The sequence below is a fragment of the Stenotrophomonas sp. STEN008 genome (assembly GCF_056760435.1).
In genome coordinates, this window is sequence record NZ_JBRRET010000024.1 from 28013 (window position 1) to 50732 (window position 22720).

The 22720-nt window shown below is 68.0% G+C and carries 16 protein-coding genes; 14 read left to right on the forward strand and 2 right to left on the reverse strand.

Going from position 1 to position 22720, the window contains the following annotated elements; all coding sequences use genetic code 11:
• Positions 1-69 precede the first annotated feature (69 nt).
• Positions 70-1251, forward strand: coding sequence for a nicotinate phosphoribosyltransferase (gene pncB / locus ACVOME_RS12475; protein ID WP_053518866.1), 1182 nt, complete (start codon positions 70-72; stop codon positions 1249-1251).
• Here pncB and ACVOME_RS12480 read toward each other — a convergent pair.
• Positions 1248-1613 (reverse strand): hypothetical protein, encoded by a 366-nt coding sequence (locus ACVOME_RS12480; protein ID WP_053518868.1) that lies wholly within the window; start codon positions 1611-1613, stop codon positions 1248-1250. The genes pncB and ACVOME_RS12480 overlap by 4 nt on opposite strands.
• 454 nt (positions 1614-2067) lie before the next feature.
• On the opposite strand from ACVOME_RS12480, the gene ACVOME_RS12485 reads away from it, so the two are divergent.
• From ACVOME_RS12485 to bcsZ, 13 genes are all read left to right on the forward strand, one after another.
• Complete coding sequence (locus ACVOME_RS12485; protein ID WP_053518870.1) at positions 2068-2607, forward strand: fimbrial protein; 540 nt, start codon at positions 2068-2070, stop codon at positions 2605-2607.
• Between the two features lie 85 nt (positions 2608-2692).
• Complete coding sequence (locus ACVOME_RS12490) at positions 2693-3421, forward strand: fimbrial biogenesis chaperone (protein WP_164151707.1); 729 nt, start codon at positions 2693-2695, stop codon at positions 3419-3421.
• Positions 3422-3512: 91 nt separating this feature from the next.
• Entirely contained in the window at positions 3513-6077 is a 2565-nt protein-coding gene (locus tag ACVOME_RS12495; protein WP_065175834.1) for a fimbria/pilus outer membrane usher protein, read from the forward strand.
• Positions 6068-7102 carry a fimbrial protein gene (locus tag ACVOME_RS12500; protein ID WP_128989097.1) on the forward strand — a complete coding sequence of 345 codons (1035 nt, stop codon included), beginning with the start codon at positions 6068-6070 and terminating at the stop codon, positions 7100-7102. The genes ACVOME_RS12495 and ACVOME_RS12500 overlap by 10 nt, the downstream gene beginning before the upstream one ends.
• Positions 7103-7317: 215 nt before the next feature.
• Complete coding sequence (locus ACVOME_RS12505; protein ID WP_065175833.1) at positions 7318-8856, forward strand: BcsE family c-di-GMP-binding protein; 1539 nt, start codon at positions 7318-7320, stop codon at positions 8854-8856.
• Positions 8853-9032 carry a cellulose biosynthesis protein BcsF gene (gene bcsF / locus ACVOME_RS12510; RefSeq protein WP_053518880.1) on the forward strand — a complete coding sequence of 60 codons (180 nt, stop codon included), beginning with the start codon at positions 8853-8855 and terminating at the stop codon, positions 9030-9032. Before ACVOME_RS12505 ends, bcsF begins: the two co-directional genes overlap by 4 nt.
• Positions 9029-10666 carry a cellulose biosynthesis protein BcsG gene (gene bcsG, locus ACVOME_RS12515; RefSeq protein WP_481505141.1) on the forward strand — a complete coding sequence of 546 codons (1638 nt, stop codon included), beginning with the start codon at positions 9029-9031 and terminating at the stop codon, positions 10664-10666. Before bcsF ends, bcsG begins: the two co-directional genes overlap by 4 nt.
• Positions 10666-10842 (forward strand): cellulose biosynthesis protein BcsR, encoded by a 177-nt coding sequence (bcsR, locus tag ACVOME_RS12520; RefSeq protein WP_080375313.1) that lies wholly within the window; start codon positions 10666-10668, stop codon positions 10840-10842. The genes bcsG and bcsR overlap by 1 nt, the downstream gene beginning before the upstream one ends.
• Positions 10839-11594: a cellulose biosynthesis protein BcsQ gene (gene bcsQ / locus ACVOME_RS12525; protein WP_053518884.1), complete on the forward strand. Its 756-nt coding sequence runs from the start codon at positions 10839-10841 to the stop codon at positions 11592-11594. Before bcsR ends, bcsQ begins: the two co-directional genes overlap by 4 nt.
• The gene (gene bcsA, locus ACVOME_RS12530; protein ID WP_481505142.1) at positions 11591-14218 is read left to right on the forward strand and encodes a UDP-forming cellulose synthase catalytic subunit; all 2628 of its coding nucleotides are present in this window, start codon (positions 11591-11593) and stop codon (positions 14216-14218) included. The genes bcsQ and bcsA overlap by 4 nt, the downstream gene beginning before the upstream one ends.
• The gene (gene bcsB / locus ACVOME_RS12535; protein WP_481505143.1) at positions 14215-16590 is read left to right on the forward strand and encodes a cellulose biosynthesis cyclic di-GMP-binding regulatory protein BcsB; all 2376 of its coding nucleotides are present in this window, start codon (positions 14215-14217) and stop codon (positions 16588-16590) included. The genes bcsA and bcsB overlap by 4 nt, the downstream gene beginning before the upstream one ends.
• Positions 16587-20168, forward strand: a complete 3582-nt coding sequence (gene bcsC, locus ACVOME_RS12540; protein WP_481505144.1) for a cellulose synthase complex outer membrane protein BcsC — start codon at positions 16587-16589, stop codon at positions 20166-20168. Before bcsB ends, bcsC begins: the two co-directional genes overlap by 4 nt.
• The gene (gene bcsZ, locus ACVOME_RS12545) at positions 20152-21288 is read left to right on the forward strand and encodes a cellulose synthase complex periplasmic endoglucanase BcsZ (protein WP_065182814.1); all 1137 of its coding nucleotides are present in this window, start codon (positions 20152-20154) and stop codon (positions 21286-21288) included. The genes bcsC and bcsZ overlap by 17 nt, the downstream gene beginning before the upstream one ends.
• Positions 21289-21329: 41 nt before the next feature.
• Here bcsZ and ACVOME_RS12550 read toward each other — a convergent pair whose 3' ends face one another.
• Positions 21330-22646, reverse strand: coding sequence for an NCS2 family permease (locus ACVOME_RS12550; RefSeq protein ID WP_053518892.1), 1317 nt, complete (start codon positions 22644-22646; stop codon positions 21330-21332).
• Positions 22647-22720: the final 74 nt, after the last annotated feature.

Consider the following 22720-nt stretch of genomic DNA (forward strand, 5'->3'; position numbering starts at 1 on the left):
GAGCGTGTCCGGCGGCGGCGCGCATGGGCGGGCCCCCCGGTTCACCCCGCCGGGCGCATAATCCGCCTCATGCCTATCATCCAGTCCCTGCTCGACACCGATCTGTACAAGTTCACCATGATGCAGGCGGTGCTGCACCAGCATCCCGGCGCCCAGGTGCAGTACCGGTTCAAATGCCGCACGCCCGGCATCGACCTGGCCCGCTTCATCGACCAGATCGATGAAGAGATCGACCACCTGTGCAGCCTGCGCTTCAGCGACGCCGAGCTGGATTACATGCGTGGCCTGCGCTTCGTGAAGCCCGATTTCGCCGATTTCCTCGGCCTGTTCCACCTGGACCGCAAGTACATCCAGCTGCGTGCCTCGACCCGGGTGCCCGGCGAGATCGAACTGGACATCACCGGGCCCTGGCTGCATACGATCCTCTTTGAAGTGCCGCTGCTGGCCATCATCAACGAAGTCTGGTTCCGCAACACCACCACGCCCGACTTCGCCGAGGGCGAGCGCCGCCTGCAGGCCAAGGCCGCGCTGCTGCGCGACACCCCCGGCTTCGAGCAATGCCGCATCGCCGACTATGGCAGCCGCCGTCGCTACTCGCGCGACTGGCATGCGCGCCTGCTGCCGCTGCTGCGCGATGCGCTCGGCCCGCAGCTGGTCGGCACCAGCAACGTGCATTTCGCCCGGCTGTACGGCATGACCCCGCACGGCACGATGGCGCACGAGTACCTGCAGGCATTCCAGGCGCTGGGGCCACGGCTGCGCGATTCGCAGGTGGCGGCATTGGAGTCATGGGCACGCGAGTACCGCGGTGACCTGGGCATCGCGCTGTCCGACGTGGTCGGTCTGGACGCCTTCCTGCGCGACTTCGACATGTATTTCTGCAAGCTGTTCGACGGCGTGCGCCATGACTCGGGCGATCCGTTCGACTGGGGCGACCGCATGCTGGCGCATTTCCAGCAGCGCCGGGTCGATCCGCGCAGCAAGGTGCTGGTGTTCAGCGATGGGCTCGACATCGCCAAGGTGATGCGCCTGTACGACTATTTCCGCGGTCGCTGCCAGGTGGCCTTCGGCGTCGGCACCCACCTGACCAACGATCTGGGCCCGACGCCATTGAACATCGTCATCAAGATGGTCCGCTGCAACGGCCAGCCGGTGGCCAAGCTCAGCGATTCGCCGGGCAAGAGCATGTGCGACGACCCCGGCTACCTGGCCTACCTGCGTCAGGTCTTTGAACTGCCGGACCCGGCTTAAAGGTAGTCGACCACCACCAGGTAGGCGCCCCGCAGCGGTTGCTGCTGCGGCGCTTCCACGCGGTAGCGCTCGGAGAAGGCGATGTCGCCGACGCGCATGGCGCTGGCCGACACGGCCAGCTGCTGGCCATGGCGCTTGCCATCGCGCAGCGTCGCGGCCTGGCTGTCGCCCACCGCGGTCACCGCCACCGTCGAGCCCTTGGCCGACGGCGGGCAGGCCGCCAGGCTCAGCTCGCCCTGGGACAGGGCCGTCGTGCAACCCGGCTCGGCGATGCGGCCGCTGAACCGGATGCTGCCACTGCTGGCCTGGGCCAGCGCACTGACGGACATCAGGGCCACGCACAGCAGAAGGGAAGTCCTCATGACACGTTCTCTGGTTCGGTGTGTCCTAGTTAGCGACAGCTCCGGACGGCCTTTAATAGGCAAAATCCGAATCTGCTAGGGCCATCACCAACAAAGAGTGATGCGCATCAAATAAGGCGCTGGCCGCCTGAAAACAGCCTCTTTCAGGCGCGCCCGCCACCGGGTCGAAGACGTCATCTGCTGTCGTTCCCCCACCTTTGCCGGTCCGCGCCAACTCCCCATCGGCCGCCAAGCCAAAAGTGCCTATCACGTCACATTTGGGGCGTCAATAAACCATCGTTCAGAAAAATAATGGGACTTTCATCACAGTTCTGCATATACTTGCGTCACGGATTCAGGGGTAGGTATGTCCGAATCCGGCCACAGGTGAGACGCAAGGATGGGTCTTGAAGCCCGGCAGTGCTCCTTGCTTCCTCCTCTACTTCCATCTCTTCAGTAGGGTTAGGTAAAAGCAATGCACAAGATCAACATCATCGCGGCTCTCATGCTGGCCGCTGCTCCGCTGGCCGCCAACGCTGCCGACGGCACCATCACCTTCAATGGCAAGGTGACCGACAAGACCTGCACCATCTCGACCCCGGGCGGCAAGGACTTCGCCGTTACCCTGCCGACCGTGTCCAAGAACACCCTGGCCACCGCCGGTGCCGTCGCGGGCCGCACCCCGTTCGCCATCAACCTGACCAAGTGCAGCGCCGGCAACGTCGCCACCTACTTCGAGCCGGGTTCGACCGTTGACTTCAACAGCGGCCGCCTGATCAACCAGGCTTCGGCCAACGCTGCCGGCAACGTGCAGCTGCAGCTGCTGGGCTCGAACAACCAGTTCCTGCCGGTGAAGGCCGCAGGCACCGGTCTGGCCCAGGACAACTCGCAGTGGGTGACCGTTGCCACCGACGGCACCGCCAACCTGAACTACTACGCCGAGTACTACGCCACTGCCGCCGCCACCCCGGGCGACGTCACCAGCAGCGTCAAGTACACGATCATCTACAACTGATCATCGCCGTACCCGCACTGGCCGGCGTACGCGCCGGCCAGCGCTCCGCGGCCCCTGGCCACACACCTCGAGCGTAGTACTTCCGATGAAAGCTCTCTTTCCCCGGGCGCTGCTGCTGGCAGCGTCGACGCTGCTCTTCTGCCAGGAAGCCATGGCAGGCGTGGTGGTCAATGGCACGCGTGTGATCTATCCGGCGCAGTCGCGCGAAGTCACCGTGCAGGTCGACAACGTGGGCGACTCGCCCGCGCTGGTGCAGGCCTGGATCGACAGTGGCGACGCCAACCAGACGGCCGACACCAGTGATGCCCCGTTCGTGCTGACGCCGCCGATCAGCCGCGTCGAGCCGGGCCGCAGCCAGGCGCTGCGCCTGATCTTCTCCGGCGCGCAGCTGCCGACCGATCGCGAGTCGGTGTTCTGGCTGAACGTGCTGGACGTGCCGCCGTCTCCGGATAACGCCGAGAACGGTGAGCAGAACTACCTGCAGGTCGCGTTCCGTTCGCGCCTGAAGCTTTTCTATCGGCCGCAGGGCCTGAAGGGCGTCGCCAACGACGCACCGGCAGCCCTGCGCTGGACCCGCAGCGGTGACCGCCTGCGGGTGGAGAACCCGAGCCCCTTCCACGTGACCCTGGCCGAAGTGCATGCCGTGACCGGCAGCAGCGAAAAGGCGGTCGAGGACAAGGGAACGATGGTCGCACCGAAGCAGAACCTGGAGTTCGCCGCACCGGTGGGCACCACCGAGGTGCGCTTCATCACCATCAACGATTACGGCGGTCGGGTGGAGCACAAGGTCCGCCTCGACAGCACCGGGGGCTGAACGCGCCGCGCTGGCCAGGGCCTGCGCATCCCGCCACCGCCGCCGTGCGGCGAATTGAAGGAATGTCAGTGTGATCGGAAACAGATTGACATTGTCGATCCATCAGGCGCTTTGCCTGTTGGCTGCCGGCGTGGCCTGCCCAGGATGGGCGCTGGCTGCCCCGGCCAATCTCGGCGAACAGGCGCTGATGGCGCAGACTGGGGCGGCGACCGCGCGTGCGCCGGAGTCGGCGCAGTTCAACTCCAGCTTCCTCTCCGGCCAGGCCAAGCAGGTCGATCTGGCGGCCTTCAGCAACGGCAATCCGATGGTCGCCGGCACCTATCGCGTGGACGTCTACGTCAATGGCGCCTGGCAGGGCCGCCGCGACGTGCAGTTCAAGGCGGATGCACAGGGGCGCGTCGATGCCTGCCTGGCGCTGCCGATGCTCGAGGAAATGGGCGTGGACAGCGAGGCGGTGCTGCTGCAGCAGGATCCGTCGGTGCCGACCGATACCTCCACGTGCGTGCCGGTGCAGCAGCGCATGGCCAATGCCTATGGCGTCTATGACAGCGGCAACCTGCGTTACGACCTGAGCATCCCGCAGGTGTTCCTGCGCCGCGAAGCGCGTGGCTACGTCAACCCCGCGCTGTGGGACCGTGGCATCAACGCCGGCTTCGTCGGCTACAGCTTCAATGCCATCGACAGCGACAGCCGCGTCGAAGGCGGACAGCGCAACCGCAGCGCCTATCTGGGCCTGAATGCCGGCCTGAACCTGGGTGGCTGGCAGTTCCGCCACGATTCCAACCTGACCTGGACCGAGGGCGACGGCCGCCACTGGCAGAGCATCGCCACCTACGCCCAGCGCGGCATCCCGAAGATCCGCGGCATGCTCACTGTGGGCGAGGCCTACACCACCGGCGAACTGTTCGAGTCGATCGGATACCGGGGTGCCAGCCTGGCCAGTGACGACCGCATGCTGCCCGATTCGCTGCGCGGCTACGCGCCGGTGGTGCGCGGCATCGCCGAGACCAATGCGCGGGTGGAAGTCCGGCAGAACCAGCAGCTGATCTATTCCTCCACCGTATCGCCGGGCAGCTTCGTCATCGACGATCTGTACCCGACCGGTTACGGCGGTGACCTGGAAGTGAGCGTGATCGAGGCCGATGGCCGCCGCCGCGAGTTCAAGGTGCCGTTCGGTTCGGTGCCGCAGATGCTGCGCGAAGGCGTCTCCCGCTACTCGGTGACCGCCGGCCAGGTCCGCAACGAGCTGCTGCGCGATGAACCCTGGCTGGCGCAGGGTACCTACCAGCGCGGCATCGGCAACCAGCTGACCCTGTACGGCGGCAGCGCGCTGAGCGAAGGCTACGTTTCACTGCTGTACGGCATTGGCCTGTCCACCCGGATCGGTGCGTTCGCGGCCGATGTCACCCATGCCCGTACGTCGTTCAACCACTACGGCGACCACACCGGCGCCAGCGTGCGCCTGAGCTACAGCAACATGATCGGCGAAACCGGGACCAACCTGACCCTGGCCGCCTATCGTTATTCGACCGAAGGCTACTACAGCCTGCAGGACGCCCTGTACGGACGCGACGCGGATGATCGCGGCATCGACCCGACCACCCGTGGCCGCCAGCGCAGCCAGTTCCAGCTGACCCTGAACCAGCCGCTGGGCCGCCGTGCCGGTGCGCTGTACGTCACCGGTTCGGTGCGTGACTTCTACGACCGTTCCGGCACCTCCAAGCAGTACCAGGTGGGCTACAACAACGCCTGGCGCTCGGTGAACTACGGTTTCTCGGCACTGCGCACCGAAGAAGGCATCCTCGGCCGGGCCGACACCCAGTACCTGTTCTCGATGAGCGTTCCGCTGGGCCGAGGGACCCATCCGGTGTCGTTCAGCGCCGACCTGGGCGCGCGTGACCGTGGTGGCTACGACAACAGCCGCGTGGGCATCACCGGTTCGGCCGGCGTCGACAACAACTTCAGCTACGGCGTGGCCCTGTCCGATTCCCGCGAGGGCAACACCACCGCGGTCGGCAACGCCGAGTACCGCAGCCGCTACACCGCGCTGAACGCGACCTACAGCCATTCCAGCGATTTCCGCCAGGCATCGGTGGGCGCCAACGGCAGCGTGGTCATGCATCCGGGCGGCGTCACCTTCACTCCGCAGCGTGGCGATACCATGGTGCTGGTCGAGGCGCCGGGCGCGCGCGACGCGCAGGTGACCAACGCACCGGGCCTGCGCATCGATGGTCGCGGCTACGCCGTGGTGCCGTACGTATCGCCGTACCGCCTGAACACCGTGACCCTGGATCCGCAGGGCATGGCGCATGACGTCGAGCTGGAAAGCAGCAGCCAGTCGGTTGCACCGTTTGCCGGTGCCATCAGCTACCTGCGCTTCGATACCCGCAAGGGCAACGCGCTGCTGATCCAGGTGCGCAATCCCGATGGCCGCACCCTGCCGTTCGGCGCACAGGTCAAGGACGAGCAGGGCCAGCCGGTGGGCATGGTCAGCCAGGGTGGCCGCCTGTATGTGCGCAGCGAGCAGGATCACGGCCGCCTGCAGGTGGAGTGGGGCGCCGGCGCCGACCAGCGCTGCACCGTCGATTACCAGGTTCCGGCGGGCGCCGACGCGTCCAAGACCGGCTTCATCCCGCTGGAGGCAGCATGCCGATGATTCTTTCCCGTGGCCGCAAGGCGCTGGCCGCACTGGCCGTGCTGGGGGGCGTGCTGCTGGCCCAGCAGGCCAGCGCCGCATGCCGCATCCAGACCAGCGGGTTCACCGCGCAGGACGTGACCATGGACATGGGTCAGATCGTGATCCTGCCCAGCACCCCGGTTGGCGGCGTGATCAAGGAGATCAGCGTTGCGATCAACCAGCAGAACAGTGTCGCGCGCTGCGACTGGTCCGGCGGTCGCTCCATCGGCGAGTACGTCAATGCCGCACAGAAGCGCCCGGTGGCCGGCTTTTCCAACGTCTATGAAACCGACGTGGCGGGCGTGGGCATCCGCCTGTTCCGCGACTCTGGCGCCATCCAGACCTACTATCCTCACTCGATCAACTTCAACGGCAACGCGACCATCTCGCTGATCGGTGGCCAGTTCCGCATCCAGCTGATCAAGACCGCGGCGCAGACAGGTTCGGGCATCATCGCGCCCAATGGCCGTTTCACCACCTATTACTTCGATGGCGACAGTGCCAGCCGGCCGGTGCTGACCTCCACCTTCAAGGGATCGGGCACGACCGTGGTCAGCCCGACCTGCGAGGTGGACGCCGGCAGCCGCAACATCGCGGTGGACTTCGGCAGTGTCCCCAACACCTCGTTCACCGGCGTCGGTTCGCGCGCGGTCAACCGTGACTTCGACATCCGCCTGAACTGCCAGGGCAGCAATGTTGCTGCCTACCAGAGCAAGATCGGCATCCGCCTGGATGCCGACCAGGACAGCTCCAACATGCCGGGCGTGCTGAAGCTCAGCGCGGCTGCCAACAGCGCGACCCGCATCGGCATCCAGATGGTCCAGCGCGATGGCACCACCGAGCGCGAAGTGCGCTTCGGCCAGGCGATCAATGTCGGCACCACCATACCGGGCACCAGCACCATGACCCTGCCGCTGCGCGCCCGCTATGTACAGACCCAGGCCGGTACCGTCGGTGCCGGTGTCGCGAACGGACAGGCGACTTTCACCATCCAGTACGAGTAGCGGCCAACGGCCGTTCCACCGCTGCGCTGCACCCCAACGTTGCCTGTTCCGCAGGCGACGTTGACTGCGTCTTGATCCCGGAAATACCAAGATCGGAGCTGCCATGAACGTATCGCAGCACGAGTGTGATGCGCGTCATGAAATTCGAGTCACCCAACACAGCACCTCCGCTGCCGCAGCGTCGGCTCGGCTGAGGTCCGCTGAAAGGACCCGGCATGACAGCGCCCCATCTTGCCATCGCCGGATTGCCGCCCGAGTTCGTCGAGATGCACGGCGGTGGGCTGTACTGGGTCGTCGCGGCCGGAAGCGCGCCGGCCGACCTGGTTGGCGCAGGTGTGCTGGGTTCGGCCAGCGACGTGCAGGACGCCGTGCTGGCGACGCTGGGGCGCGGCGCCGATGCGATGCTGGCCGAGCTGCCGCCGGGGGAGGGGCCGGCGCGGTTGCGTCTGTTCCGTTCCTCGGCCGCTGCCATGCAGCGGACCCTGCGCGGTCTGGCGGTTGATCTTCCCCGCGCGGCCACCGCCGCGACCCGCCTGTGCATGGTGCAGTTTCCGCTGGCGGCGCTGGAAGGCTGGAGCGATGCCCGGCTGGCGGCATGGAACCGGCAGCTGCAAGCCTGGGCGGAGCAGGCCGGCACGGTGCTGCTGCTGCTTTGCCACGGTGAAGTGGCCACCCTGGCGCCGCGCCTGCTGGCCTTGAACCGGACCTGTTCCGGCGTCGCCCAGCTGCATCCGCACCGCGGTGCGCTGCAGCTGCTGCTGCATTACTGGGCCAACGCCCATGGCGTGGTGGCCCGCCGTGCCTTCGCGATCGAAGCGGCAGAAGGCGGGTTGCGCCGCGTGCCAGAAGAGGCGGACAGCGTGCTCTCTGCGGTCGAGGCCAGCGGCGGCGATCGTGATCTGTACCTGGCCGAGGCCGACGTGCTGGAAGGCGCTCCGCCGCTGTCGCCCGCCTGGCGGCTCCACGATGGCTGGGCGGACCTGCTGCCTTCGGCGCTGCAGGCGCGCGAGGCCACCGTGGTGCTGGCGATCCGCAGCAACGACCAGGTGGACACACTGGCACGCCTGCTGCATCGGCTGCGCCGCGAGCGCGGCGACCTGCTGAAGCTGGTGGTGCGCGAGGTGCAACCGTGCCTGCGCTACGCCGACGAGCGCCTGCTGCTGCAGTGCGGCGGCAACATGGTGGTGCCGGCGGCGACTCCGCTGCCGCGGCTGCTGACGCTGCTGGAGACGGTGCAGCGGCAGCGTTGGCAGGGGCAGCTGGCGGCCGACCCCGAACCGTTGATCCGTGCCCACCGGCCACCGGAAGTGAATGGAATCGTGGCGGCCGACCGCTTCCGGCAGATCGTCGGCGAACGCATCGATCAGGACGGCAGCGCGGTGGAAAGCGCCGTGCTGGCACTGCAGCCGGTGGCCGGGCTGCGCGCGGAACAGACCCTGCAGCAGTTGAACATCCGCAGGCAGGGGGATGTGGCCTGCGTGTACCGCGGCCAGGTCCGCCTGTTCCTGTTCGGCTGCCGCCGCGATGCGGTCGAACAGGCGCTCTCCAACCTGTACCGGCTGCCCTGGCGCGAGCTGTTCGATGGCTACCAGCGCCTGGCCGAGTACGACATCGCAGCGATGAATGCCCGCGGCAGCGACTCCGAATCCGAGACGCTGCCCGCCCCTGCCGTTCCGTTGCCGCAACCCGCGGCCCCGGTCAACGAGGTCGCATTCAACGCCCCCATCCCGTTCCGGTTGGGAGATTCCGCATGACCACCGACCAGCAGCTGTGGACGCTGATCGCGGCCTGTGCGCTGGTGATGATTCCGTTCGGCGTGATGCTGGGCGCGCTGTGGCGCGCGGTGCGTCGCCGCGCAGCGTCATGGCTGCCCCCACGGCACCTGCGGCGGACGGGCGTGCGGGTGCGCGATGCGCGGAGGCCGCAATGAGCGCAGAGCCGACGCCCGCATCGCCGTTCGTCTGGTCGGACCTGCGCGGCTGGAACCTGTACTTCCTGTCCAAAGTGGTGTTGGCCTGGATGGGCGCGCTGGACCTCAAGGTCCTGCCCAACCTGTTGTTCCTGGCCGCCCTGCTGGTGCCACTGCCGTGGCGATGGGCACGCATCACACGCACGGTCGTCGCCGTGCCGGTGGCCGTGGTGCTCTACTACCAGGACACTTGGTGGCCGCCCTTCCAGCGTCTTCTCGCACAGCCGGGCGTGCTCGATTTCTCCGCCGACTACTGGCTGGAGCTGGCGCAGCGCTTCATCAACTGGCAGATGGTCGCGGTGCTGGTGCTGCTGGTGGTTGCCTACCTGCTGCTGAAACCGTGGCTGCGCATCACGACGCTGAGCGTGCTGGGCATGCTGGGCATGGCGGTGGTGGCACTGCCATTGCCGGCGGGCATGAACTGGGGAACGTCGCAGGCCACCGCAGCGACCGGCGGTGCTGACGCCGCTGCCGGCGCTGCCGGTGCACTTGCGCCGGCCAGCAACGAGACACTCAATGCCTGGCTGGCGGCCTTCTACCAGCAGCAGTCGGGCCTGAAGACGGTGTTCCCGGCGCCGGCCAGCGCTGCGCCGTTCGACGTCATCATCCTCAACATCTGTTCGCTGGCATGGAGTGATCTGGACGAAGTCGGCATGCGCCAGAACACGCTGCTGGACCACATGGACCTGATCTTCGACGATTTCAACTCGGCCACCGCCTACAGCGGACCGGCGGCGATCCGCCTGCTGCGCGCCAGCTGCGGACAGACCTCGCACACCGCATTGTTCGACCCGGTGCCAGCCGAATGCCAGTTGTTCTCCAACCTGCAGCGCCTGGGTTTCCAGAGCGAGCTGGCGATGAACCACGATGGGCACTTCGACAACTTCATCGGCGAACTGAGCCAGTACGGTGGGTTGCAGGCACGGCCGATGGACATCAGCGCGTTTCCCCGGGCGCTGGTCGCGTTCGACAAGTCGCCGCTGCGCCGCGATGGTGACGTGCTGAACGCCTGGTGGAAGCAGCGCCAGGCCGAACAGGCGCAGCAGGTCGCGCTGTTCTACAACACGATCTCCCTGCACGACGGCAACCGCATCGTCGGCGCCGACGGTCGTGCCAACGCGGCGGACTACAAGGCCCGCGCGCAGATGGTGCTGGGTGACATGGCAGGCTTCGTCGAAGCGGTGGAGCGCAGTGGCCGTCGCGCCATGATCGTCGTGGTGCCCGAGCATGGCGCGGCGCTGCATGGCGACCGCATGCAGATTCCCGGCATGCGGGAGATTCCGAGCCCTTCGATCACCCATGTGCCGGTCGGCATCAAGCTGGTCGGGATGGGCACGCCGGCCAGCGGAGGGCCGCGTCATGTGCCCGAGCCCAGCAGCTATCTGGCCCTCTCCGAACTGGTGTCGCGGGTGTATGCGCTGAACGCGCAGTCGCCGCCGGGAGCGCGTGACTGGGACAGCCTGCTGCAGGGGCTGCCACGTACGCCCTCGGTGTCGGAGAACGAAGGCGCCAAGGTCATCGATTACGGTGGCAAGCCCTGGCTGCAGCTGCAGGGAAGCAAGGCCTGGAACCCGTACCCGGAGGACAAACGCTGATGGCCGACATCCTGGCCGTTGCCAGTACGCTTTCGGTGGAGGAGGACGACATCGATCTGCTGCGTCGCAGCCTGGGCATGCCCGGGTTGCCCTACGTGGACTTCTCGGCGCAGAACGAACGTGCCCGGGCACTGGCACGCTGGCCGTTGCTGGCCGAGCTGGAGCGGCAGCCATGAGCGTACTGCTGTCCCTGCAGGGCGTGCACGGCGGCACAGGCGTCACCACGGTGCTGGCCGCACTGGGACAGGCGCTGCATGCGCAGGGCCAGCGCGTGCTGCTGGTCGAGTGCAGTCCGGATCAGATGCTGGGCCTGCATGTCGGGTTGGCCGCGCGGGAGGCCGATGGCTGGGCGCGGGCGATGCTGGACGGCCGCGATTGGCGTGATGCGGCCTTCGCCTGCGCACCGGGCCTGGCAGTGCTGCCGTACGGCCGTGTCAGCGCGGCCGAAGCCCTGCAGATCGAGCAGGCGCTGAGTCTGGCACCCGACACCTGGAATGATCGCGTGCCAGTGCTGTCGGCGCAGTTCGACTGGCTGCTGTTCGACCTGCCGCAGCGGCTGCCGGCACACGCGGCGGCGGTCAACCGATATGCGCGCTGTACGCTGCCGTTGCGCCTGGCGTGCGTCGATCCGGCAAGCCACGTCTTCCTGCAGCGGCAGCACGACGATCCGCGCCGTCTGCTGGCCAACCGGTATGACCCGGCGGTTCCGGTGCAGCGCGATCTGATGCAGCTGTGGCTGCATGCGCACGCGTCGATGCTGGTGCCTCAGCCTCTGCACGAAGATGCGCGGGTGCCGGCCGCGTTGGCCAGCAAGCAGCCGCTGGGGCAGCATGCGGCCGATGCGCTGGCGGCTGCCGACGTCGCCGGCCTGGCATTGTGGTGCCTGGCCGAGGCGGCGCGGCGGCAGGATCGGGAGAGCGGGCGATGAAGGGCGCACGCATCCACTATCTGCACTGGAACCGGCTGCGTGAGCGCGTGTACGCCGCATGGCCACTGTGCGCGCTGCTGTGGTCGCTGCAGGCGCTGGGCTGGGCGCTGCTGAGGCTGGAAGGACCTGCGTGGCAGGCGCTGGCGCCGCGGCTGCGGCGTGCGTTCCCGCAGTTGCAGGGTGATCGCCGCTGGCGCCCCGGAGATCCACTGCGGCTGCTGATCCAGGCCGCATGGCTGTCGCTGGTGCGGCTGGTTCCGCATACCTCGCTGCGCCGCCAGCGCCTGGCCCAGGCCCGGCGCCAGCGCATCGCCGAGCTGCGCGGAGCGGCAGGACGCGGTCGCCTGCGCTACCTGCGGGCGATGCGTGATGCACCTGCCGATGTCGGCAACAGTCGCCTCGCGGCGTGGCTCGCACAGCGCCTGGAGCGCCTGCCACCGCGCGCGCGGCAGGCGCTGACCGCCGTCACCGGCTTGGCCACGCTGGGTCTGGCCGCGCTGTGCATCACCCAGCCCTTCAGCTACCTGGCGCAGTTCGTGTTCGTGCTGCTGCTTTGGGTCATCGCGCTGCTGGTACGGCGCATGCCCGGCCGCTATGCGACGCTGGTACTGGTGGTGCTGTCGATCACCGTGTCCTGCCGCTATCTCTGGTGGCGCTATACCGCCACCCTGAACTGGAGCAGCACCTTCGACCTGGTCTGCGGTCTGGTGCTGCTGGTGGCCGAGACGTATTCCTGGCTGGTGCTGATGCTGGGCTACGTACAGGTTGCCTGGCCGCTGCGACGGCGTCCGGCGCCCTTGCCGGCGGAAATCCGGCAGTGGCCCACGGTGGATGTGCTGATTCCCACCTACAACGAAGACCTGTCACTGGTGCGGCATACCGTCCATGCCGCCATGGGGCTGGACTGGCCGGCCGACAGACTTCGCATCCACCTTCTCGATGACGGCAAGCGCGAGGAGTTCCGTGCCTTCGCCGAGCAGACCGGCGTCAACTACATCACCCGCAGCGACAACCGGCACGCCAAGGCCGGCAACCTCAACCACGCCCTGACCCTGGTCGACGGTGAGCTGGTGGCGATCTTCGACAGCGATCACTTGCCGGTGCGCTCGTTCCTGCAGATCACCTGTGGTTGGTTCCTGCGCGATCCGAAGCTGGCGCTGGTGCAGACGCCGCACCATTTCTTCTCGGCCGATCCCTTCGAGCGCAACCTGCAGGTGTTCCGCAGTGATCCCAACGAGGGCGAGCTGTTCTACGGGCTGGTGCAGGACGGCAACGACCTGTGGAATGCCGCATTCTTCTGTGGTTCCTGCGCGGTGCTGCGGCGTGAGGCCATCGATGCCATCGGCGGCTTCGCCACCGAGACCGTCACCGAGGATGCGCATACCGCCCTGCGCCTGCATCGCCAGGGCTGGAACTCGGCCTACCTTCGCATTCCGCAGGCGGCCGGCCTGGCCACCGACAGCCTGGGCGCGCATGTCAACCAGCGCATCCGCTGGGCGCGCGGCATGGTGCAGATCTTCCGCATCGACAATCCACTGCTTGGCAAAGGCCTGAGCCTGTTCCAGCGCTTCTGCTACGCCAATGCGATGCTGCACTTCCTCGCGGGCATCCCGCGGCTGGTGTTCCTCACCGCGCCGCTGGCCTTCCTCCTGCTGCATGTCTACATCATCTACGCCCCCGCGCTGGCGATCCTGCTGTTTGTCGTTCCACACATGGCCCACGCCAGCCTGACCAACGCGCGCATCCAGGGCCGGTACCGCCGCCCGTTCTGGGGCGAGGTCTATGAAACCGTGCTGGCCTGGTACATCGCGCGGCCGACCACCGTGGCCCTGTTCAGTCCCGGCCGTGGCAAGTTCAATGTCACCGACAAGGGCGGCACGCAGGCGGGTGACCGCTTCGACTGGCGGGTGGCGCGCCCCTACCTGGTACTGGCGCTGCTGAACGTGCTGGGACTGTGCTTCGCCGTGTGGCGTTTTATCGAGGGGCCCGCCGATGAGCGCGGCACCGTGGTCGTGAGTTCGTTGTGGGTGCTGTACAACCTGCTGATCATCGGCGGCGCGCTGGCGGTGGCGGCGGAGGTACAGCAGGTGCGGCGCACCCACCGGGTCACCACGCGCCTGCCGATGGCGCTGCAGATACCCGATGGGCGTCGCCTGCGGGGCGTGCTGCAGGACTATTCCAACGATGGCGTCGGCCTGGAGTTGGGACTGGATCCGCAACTGGCCGAAGGCACGCGCGTACACCTGCTGCTCGGGCGTGGCCGGCGCGAGTTCGCCTTCCCGGCGCGGGTACAGCGCAGCGTCGGCCATCGCCTCGGCCTGCTGCTGCAGTTCGACAACGAGCGCCAGCGCGTGGAGTTCGCGCAATGCACATTCGCCCGCGCCGATGCGTGGCTGGACTGGCATGCCGGTTACCAGCCCAAGAGCCTGCCACGCAGCCTGTGGAGCGTGCTGGTGCTGGGCTGGAAAGGCTATCGGCGGATGGGCGACTTCACGCCGTTCGATCTCGACCGCCCGGTGCACTGGAGCGGTCGCCTGCTGCGCTGGCTGGCCAGTTTCGCACCACAACGTCCGCTTCCCTCCCACCCGGCTGACCCAGCCGCTGACCCAGGGCTTCGTCCATGAGCATCCCGACCTCTCTGCGCTGGCTGCTGCTGCCGTTGCTGGTACTGCCAGTGGTGCCCGGCAATGGCGCTCCAGCACCCGTGCCGGCGCCTGCCACCGGTTCAACGCCGGATGCCCCGGCCGCGCAGGTTGCGGTACCGACCCCGACCACAGCGGCATCGGTGCCCGCGCCGCGCGGCGAACCGGCCTCGCCCGATACCTGGGCCGGCAGCGCTTGGCCCTGGCAACGGCACAGCACCTTCGCACAGCTTGGCCGCCGCCAGGACACGCTGCTGTCCGGCGTCCGCAACAGCACCACGTTCGAATTCCAGGTGCGCCGCGATCGCCTCGCGCGCGAAGCGGAGCTGGATCTGAGCTTCACACCCTCGCCGTCGCTGTTGCCGACGCTGTCGCACCTGCGGGTCTATCTGAACGACGCGATGATGGGCGTGGTACCGATCAGCAACGACCAGCTGGGACGCCCCGTGCAGGCCAAGCTGCCGCTGGATGCGCGCCTGATCGCTGATTTCAATCAGGTCCGCCTGGAATTCGTCGGCCATTACACCGACATCTGCGAAGAACCCACGCACAGCTCGCTGTGGGTCAACCTCTCCAGCAACAGCACGTTGAGGCTGGGCGGCCAGCCGCTGGACATGCAGGATGATCTGGCCAATTTCCCGCTGCCCTTCTTCGATCCGCGCGACACCGCGCGGCTGGAACTGCCGGTGGTGTTTGCAGCGGCGCCCACGCTGTCGCAGCAGCGGGCTGCGGCGGTCATGGCGTCCTATTTCGGCAGCCTGGCGGGATGGTGGCGGCAGGCCCGTTTTCCGGTGAGCTTCGGCACCCTGCCCGAGCAGGGCCACGCGGTGGTGCTGGCGGTGAATGGCCGCTTCCCGCCGGTGATCGCCAACCACGCGCCTGTGCAGGGGCCGGTGATCGAGCTGATGGCCCTGCCCGAGGATCCGCAGCGCAAGCTGCTGCTGGTGCTGGGCCGCAACGACGATGACCTGCAGAAGGCCGTTTCGGCGATGGCGGCCGGCAATGTCCTGTTCCGCGGCCGCCAGGTCGCGATCGACGAAATGAAGCCGTTGGCGCCACGCAGGCCGTACGACGCGCCGAACTGGGTGCGTACCGATCGCGCGGTGCGCCTGGCCGAGCTGCTGGACTATCCGCAGCAGCTGCATGCCAACGGGGTATCGCCGCAGCCGATCACGGTCAATCTCAACCTGCCACCGGACCTGTTCATCTGGCGCAACCAGGGCATTCCACTGAACCTGCGTTACCGCTACACGCCGCCGTTTGGCAGTGATGAGTCGCGGCTGGGCGTGGCGATCAACGACCAGTTCATTTCAAGCTTCCCGCTGGTGCGCCGCACCGGCAAGCAGGGTGTGGCGGAAATCCGCCTGCCTGTGCTCGCTGGCGATGCCGGCGCCGACGATGGCCGCCTGTTGATTCCGGCGCTGAAGCTGGGTGACCGCAACCAGCTGAGGTTCGACTTCAACTTTGCCAGCGTGATGGGCAGTGCCCAGCGCGACCACTGCCAGACCGTGCTGCCGCCCAACCTGCAGGCGGCCATCGAGGAGGATTCGACCATCGACTTCTCCGGCTTCCATCACTACATGGGTCTGCCGGACCTGTCCGCGTTCGCGCTCAGCGGCTTCCCGTTCACACGCATGGCGGACCTGTCTGAAACCGTGGTGCTGGTGCCGCCGTCCGCCAGCGAGGCCCAGGTCAGCCTGCTGCTCAACCTGATCGGAGGCCTGGGCGTGCAGAGTGGGTACCCGGCCTACGGGTTGCGCCTGTCCGCGGACTGGAAACAGGCCAGTGCGCTGGATGCGGACCTGCTGGTCCTGGGCGCATTGCCGGAAGAGCTGCGCGGCAGCCAGCAGCTGTCACTGCTGATCGACGATCAACGCACGCGCCTGCTCAATGGCCAGTGGTCATCGCCGGAGCTGGCGGTGCAGCAGGCCCGTCGCGGCAGCCGCGCGGGCGATCCTGCGGTCACCCGCGTGGCGGTCACCGCACAGGCGCCCTTCGCGGCCATCGTCGGCCTGCAGTCGCCCCGCCATGCACAGCGCAGCATCGTCTCGCTGGCGGCCAGCCATCCGGCCGACTATCAGCTGCTCGATGATGCACTCAGCGACACCGGCAAGCGCGAAGCCATTGCGGGATCGGTGGCGATCCTGCGCAGTTCCGGCATCAACAGCCAGTTCGTGGGCGAACACTACTACGTGGGCGCGCTGCCGTGGTGGCTGCTGCTGTGGTACCACCTGGCCGATCATCCGGCATTGCTGGCCGTGCTGGCCACGCTGGTGGTGCTGATGGTCGCCTTCCTGCTCTGGCGTGCACTGCGCTGGGTCGCCGCGCGGCGCCTGGATGCGGGCAAGGAATGAGCCGGACCTCGCCGCCGCTGCTGATGGCGTCCCGGCTGGTGCTGCTGGGTCTGGCCGGGACCGGCGCATGCGCGGCACAGGCGCTGCCGCAAATGCCCGACGGCACTGCGGCCGAGCAGCGGCAGTGGTTGTTGCAGCAGGTACGCATCGGCGAGGCGACCGGGCGCCAGAGTCTGATCGAAGATGCGTTGGCCCGGCTGCGCATGCTGGCACCGGATGATCGTGGCACCCTGCTGGCGATCCTGGAGGTGCAGTTGTCGCAGCAGAAGGTGGAGGATGCGGCCGCGACGCTGCAACGATTGCGGCAGGTCGGTGCGGGCAGTCGCGAACTCGCCGCAGGTGATCGCCTCTGGCAGGCCTATCAGGGCGATCTGCAGCAGGAGCTGCAGCAGGCACGCCTGTTCGCAGCCGGTGGCCGCAGTGCCGATGCGCTGGCGATCTACCGCCGCCTGTTCAATGACGCGCCTCCGGGGTTGCAGCTGGGGCTGGAGTACTGGCGTCTGCGTGGCGCGCAGGCGGATGGCCGCGCGCTGGCGATCCGGGAGCTGACCGCATTGGACCAGGCGTATCCAGGCAACACCGGGCTGCTGCAGACGCTGTCGCAGCTGCTGTTCGCGGCGGGTCGCGACGATGAAGCGCTCGACGCGCTGCGGCGCATGGGCCGCAACCCCGACGCCCGCGGGCTGGCTGCCGATGCCGAGTGGGCGTACCTGCAGGACCAGCCCGCCGATGAGCGCGGCGTGCGTCGCCTGCAGGAGTTCATCACCCGCAATCCCACCTTCAATGACATCGCCCTGGTGCGCGAGCGCTATGCCGAGCAGCACAGGCAGGTCAGTGATCCGGCCTGGCGGGCGGGTCTGCGTGGCCAGCAACTGCTTGAACGCGGGCGCGATGCCGAGGCCGAACGTGCCTTCCAGCAGGCGTTGCGGGCGTATCCGCGCGAAGCCGCCTTCCTGGGCGGATTGGGCATGGCGCAGATGCGACAGGGCCGTCGCGCGTCGGCGATCGGCCTGTTCGAACGCGCGATCCAGGCCACGCCCGTCGGCGAGAGCAGCGACAAATGGCGCGACCTCATTGCCAGTACGCGCTACTGGCTGCTGCTGGACCAGGCCGATGCCGCACTCGGTGCCGGTCGGTTGGACGAGGCGGATGCGTTGTACGCGCAGGCGCGGCGGCAGCAGCCACGCGAGGTCAACGCACGGCTGGGGCAGGTGGATGTTGCCGTGGCCCGTGGCGACGACGCCTCGGCCGAACGCCAGCTGCAGGCCGCGAGGCGGATGGCGCCGAACGATGCCAACGTGATCCGCAGGTTGGTGCAGCTGTATGGGAGGACCGATCCGCAGCGTCTGGAGACCTTCATCGATGCGTTGCCGGCCGCGCAGCGCCGGTTGTACGCCGAGGATCTGCGTCAGCTGCGGATCAGTCGCCTGCGCGAACGACGTGAGCAGGCCCTGGCGGCCGGCGATGCGGGGGCCGCCCTTGCGCTCGGGCATGAGCTGCGCGTGGAGCTGCCCGCCGATGCGTGGCTCGCCCGTGCCCTGGCCGTTGAGCTGCAGGCCGCGGGTCGGCCTGCCGAGGCCGATGCGGTGGTCGCGGACATGGTGGCGCGCAATGACAGCGCTGAAGCACGCTACGCGCAGGCGTTGTATCTGTCCGGCACCGATCGCCTGCCGCAGGCACTGGCAGTGCTGGACGCGCTGCCGCTGGCGGAATGGGATGACGATATCCGCGCACTGTCCGCACGGCTGCGCCGGCAGCAGCTCATCGATCATCTCTGGTCGCTGCGTGCGCAGGGACGCGAGCCGGAAGCCATCGCTCTGCTGCAACAGCAACCGGCCAGTGCCGAGAACAACCTGCTGCTGGCCGACTGGGCGCGCCTGCGCGGCGACCACCCGCAGGCCCTGCAGTATTACCAGCGGGTACTTGCGGAGCAGCCGGACAACGTCGATGCACAGCTTGGCCAGGTGCAGGCCTGGATCGGTGCCGGCGATCTGGACAACGCGCGGCGGCAGATGCGGCTGTCGCCGCCGGTGGTCGCCGAAGATGCGCTCGGCCAGCAGCGCCAGCTGGCCGGCATCTGGACCGACCTGCACGAGGACGCCAAGGCATTGGCGATCCTGCGCGCGCTGCTGGCCCGCAGGGACGGTCCGGATCCACAGTCCTGGCGCGACGCAGCGCGACTGGTGCGCCGCGAGGATCCGCAGCAGGCGCTGGACATGTACGCGCAGGCGATGGCCGACAACGGCCTGCTGGCCGCAACGCAGGCACAGCCGCGCGACAACCGCGCGCTGACCCTGGCCAGCCGCGAGACCGCGGGGGACGACTGGCTGCGGCGCAGCCTGCGCAGCGACGTGGAAACGCTGTACCAGCAGGAAAATCCCACGCTGACGGTGATGCAGGATACCGGTCGTCGCAGCGACGGAACGCCCGGCATTTCCCGCCTCGGGCGCGACACCCGCATCGCGCATCTGGATGCGCCGTTTGCAGGCGGGCTCGGCTGGGCGCGCATCGAACAGGTGCACTTCGACGCAGGGCGGTTCCGCACCGGCGCCGACGGCACTTACGACGAGGATTTCGGCAGCTGCGACCTGTCGCTGCTGCGTGCCGACGGCTCCCGGCTGCAGGCCCCGGGATGTACCCGCTTCGTGCATCAGCGGCGCAGTTCCGGCGCAGGGTTCGCGGCCGGCTGGCGCACGCTGGACGATCGCTGGAATGTCGACCTTGGCCATACGCCGTCCCACTATGTGATCGGCAACTGGCTGGGAGGCATCACCGCCAATGGCGATCTGGGCCGTCTCGGCTGGGGGGCGACGCTGTCGCGGCGGCCGATGACCAACTCCCTGCTGTCACAGGCCGGTGCCTACGATCCTCGCAGCGGCATTGCCTGGGGTGGGGTGACCGCCAATGGCATCACCTTCAGCCTGGGCTTCGATGAGGGCGGACGCAATGGTGTCTGGTCGAACTGGAGCTGGCACCGGTTAACCGGTCACAACGTCGCGGACAACACGCGTGCGCGTGCGATGGTCGGCTGGTACCACAAGCTGATCCAGCGTACGGACATGCGCCTGGACGTCGGCACCACGGCCATGTACTGGCGTTACCAGAAGGATCTGGGCGGCTACTCCCTGGGCCAGGGCGGCTACTACAGCCCGCAGCGCTATGCCTCGTTGAGCCTGCCGGCCAGCTTTGCCTGGCGCAACGATCTGTGGTCGCTGCGGGTGGATGGGTCGGTCAGTGTGTCCAGCGCGCGCACGGCGTCGATCAGCCGCTTCCCGGACCAGGCGCTGATCGAGCGCGTGGTGGCACAGCTGGAGCCGCAGTACGGTGCTCTCGCGCTGGACGAGGCCGGCCTGTACACCGGCGACAGCCGCAGCACCGGCACCGGCTATCGGCTCTACGCGGCCGTGGAGCGGCGGCTGGGCGATCACATCGTCCTGGGCGCGGCGGGAACCCTGCAGCGCAGCCGTGACTTCTCGCCGAACACATTCCAGCTCTATCTGCGCTATACCTTCAAGCCCTGGCAGGGCAACCTGCCGCTGCCCGTGTCGCCGCTGGTGCCCTATGGCGAGTTCCGCTGACCCGCAACGCCGCCGACTGCTGCAGGCGACGGCCGCCTTGCCGTTGCTGGCCATGGGCGCAGGGCGTGCGCTCGCAGCGCCGCGCTGGCCGGCCTGGCAGGTGCTGCTGGACAGCAGCCTCAGCAACGACGGACGCATGATCGATCGCAGCCAGGACGACCAGCGCAGTACGTCGGAAGGGCAGTCGTATGCGTTGTTCTTCGCGCTGGTCGACAACGATCAGGCGCTGTTTGATCGCGTTCTGGGCTGGACCCAGGACAACCTGGCCGGGGGCGATATGCGGCAGCGGTTGCCGGCCTGGCTGTGGGGCCGCGATGACAAGGGCGGCTGGCGCGTACTGGACGACAATCCGGCGTCCGATTCCGATCTGTGGCTGGCCTACGCCCTGCTCGAAGCGGGGCGGCTCTGGCACCGTCCTGCGTTGCAGGCCATCGCCGGGGGCATGCTGGGGCAGGTGCGGGAAAGGGAAGTCGTGCAGCTGCCCGGTCTCGGCCCGATGCTGCTGCCGGGACCGCAGGGATTCATCGAAGGCGATGCGACCCGGGTCAATCCCAGCTATCTGCCGCTGCCGCTGCTGCGGCGCTTTGCCGCGGCCGATCGCAGTGGGCCCTGGGCGGAACTGGCGGACAACGCGACCACGCTGCTGGAGCAGACCAGCCCGCATGGCTATGCACCGGACTGGGCGGCGTGGCAGCAGGGACGCTTCGTGGTCGATCCGGTGAACGGAGCGGTGGGCGGCTACGACGCGATCCGCTGCTACACGTGGGCAGGCATGACGGCCCCGCGCGATCCGTTGTTCCGGCGGCAGCTGGCGGCGTTGTCCGGTCCGCTGCAGCGCCTGCGCAGCGGTGCGGCACTCTGGGAAAAGGTCGATACCCGCAGCGGGCAGGGGCAGGGCGAAGGCAACTATGGTTTCCGCGCGGCTGTACTGCCCTGTGTGCTGGCACAGCGCGAGCAGGGGCTGGCGAAGTCGCTGCTGGCCAGCCTGCCCAGCCCGGAACAGCAGCGTGCCGAGGCACCGGCCTACTATTCGCAGATGCTGGCCCTGTTCGGCCGGGGCTGGGCCGAGGGCCGCTGGCGTTTCGGCGTGGATGGCCAGCTGCGACCGGCATGGCGATGAGTACACCACCAGCCCGCCGTGACAGCGGGCCCCTGCCCTGATTACTCCAGCGCGAAGCGCAGCACGAACAGCACGGCCACCAGCCACACCGCCGGATGCACCTCGCGCCAGCGGCCAGTGCCGGCCTTCAGCGCGGCGTAGGCGATGAAGCCGAAAGCCAGTCCATTGGCGATGGAGTAGGTGAACGGCATCGCCAGCGCGCACAGGGCCGCCGGCACCGATTCGGTGAGGTCGCTCCAGTCCACTTCCACCAGCTCGCGCAGCATCAACCCGGCAACGAACAGCAGGGCCGGTGCGGTGGCGTAGCTTGGCACCATCGAGGCCAGCGGCGAGAACAGCAGGGCGGCCAGGAACAGCGCGGCGACCACCAGGGCGGTGAGGCCGGTACGGCCGCCCACCTGCACGCCCGAGGCGCTTTCGGCGAATGCCGTGGTGCTGCTGGTGCCCAGCATGGAGCCGGCGACGATTGCCGTGCTGTCGGCCAGCAGTGCACGGCCGAAACGCTTCTGCGCACCCGGCAGCTTCAGCAGGCCGGCGCGGCCGACCACCCCGTACAGCGTGCCGGTGGCATCGAACACCTCCACCAGCACGAACACCAGCACCACCTGCAGCAGTACCGCGATGGGGGCACCGCCGTCGTGGTGCAGCAGGCCCGGCAGGTCCAGCTGCAGGAAGGTCGGCGCCAGGCTTGGCGGCAGGGACACCAGTCCCTGGTACTGCACGTCGCCCAGCGCCCAGCCGGCCCCAGTGACCGCCAGGATGCCGATCAGGATCGCACCACGGATGCGGCGCGCCTCCAGCACGGCGATCAGCAGGAAGCCGGCCAGTGCCAGCAGCGGTGGGGCGGTGTTGAGCGGGCCCAGCGCCACCAGCGTGTCCTCGTTGCCGATGATCACCCCGGACTTCTGCAGGGCGATGATGGCCAGGAACAGGCCGATGCCGGCGACGATGGCTGAGCGCAGTGACGAAGGAATGCCGGATACCAGCCAGGCACGCACGCCGGTCAGCGACAGCACCAGGAACACCAGGCCGGAGATGAACACTGCCGCCAGCGCCTGCTGCCAGGGCAGGCCGGCGGCGCCGACCACGGTGAAGGCAAAGAACGCGTTCAGGCCCATGCCCGGAGCCATGCCGACCGGGAAATTGGCTGCCAGCGCCATCACCGTGGAGCCCAGCGCGGCCGCCAGGCAGGTGGCGACGAATACCGCGCCCGCATCCATGCCGGTGGTGCCGAGGATTTCGGGGTTGACGAAGACGATGTAGGACATCGTCAGGAAGGTGGTGACACCGGCCAGCAGCTCGGTGCGCACGGTGGTGCCGTGCTGCTGCAGCTGGAACAGGCGTTCGAACAGGGACATGGGGCTTCTCGTGAAGGTGTCTCCCAGCAAGCGGGCGACCCACAGAAGGAGAAAGGCCGCGCGAGCGCGGCCTT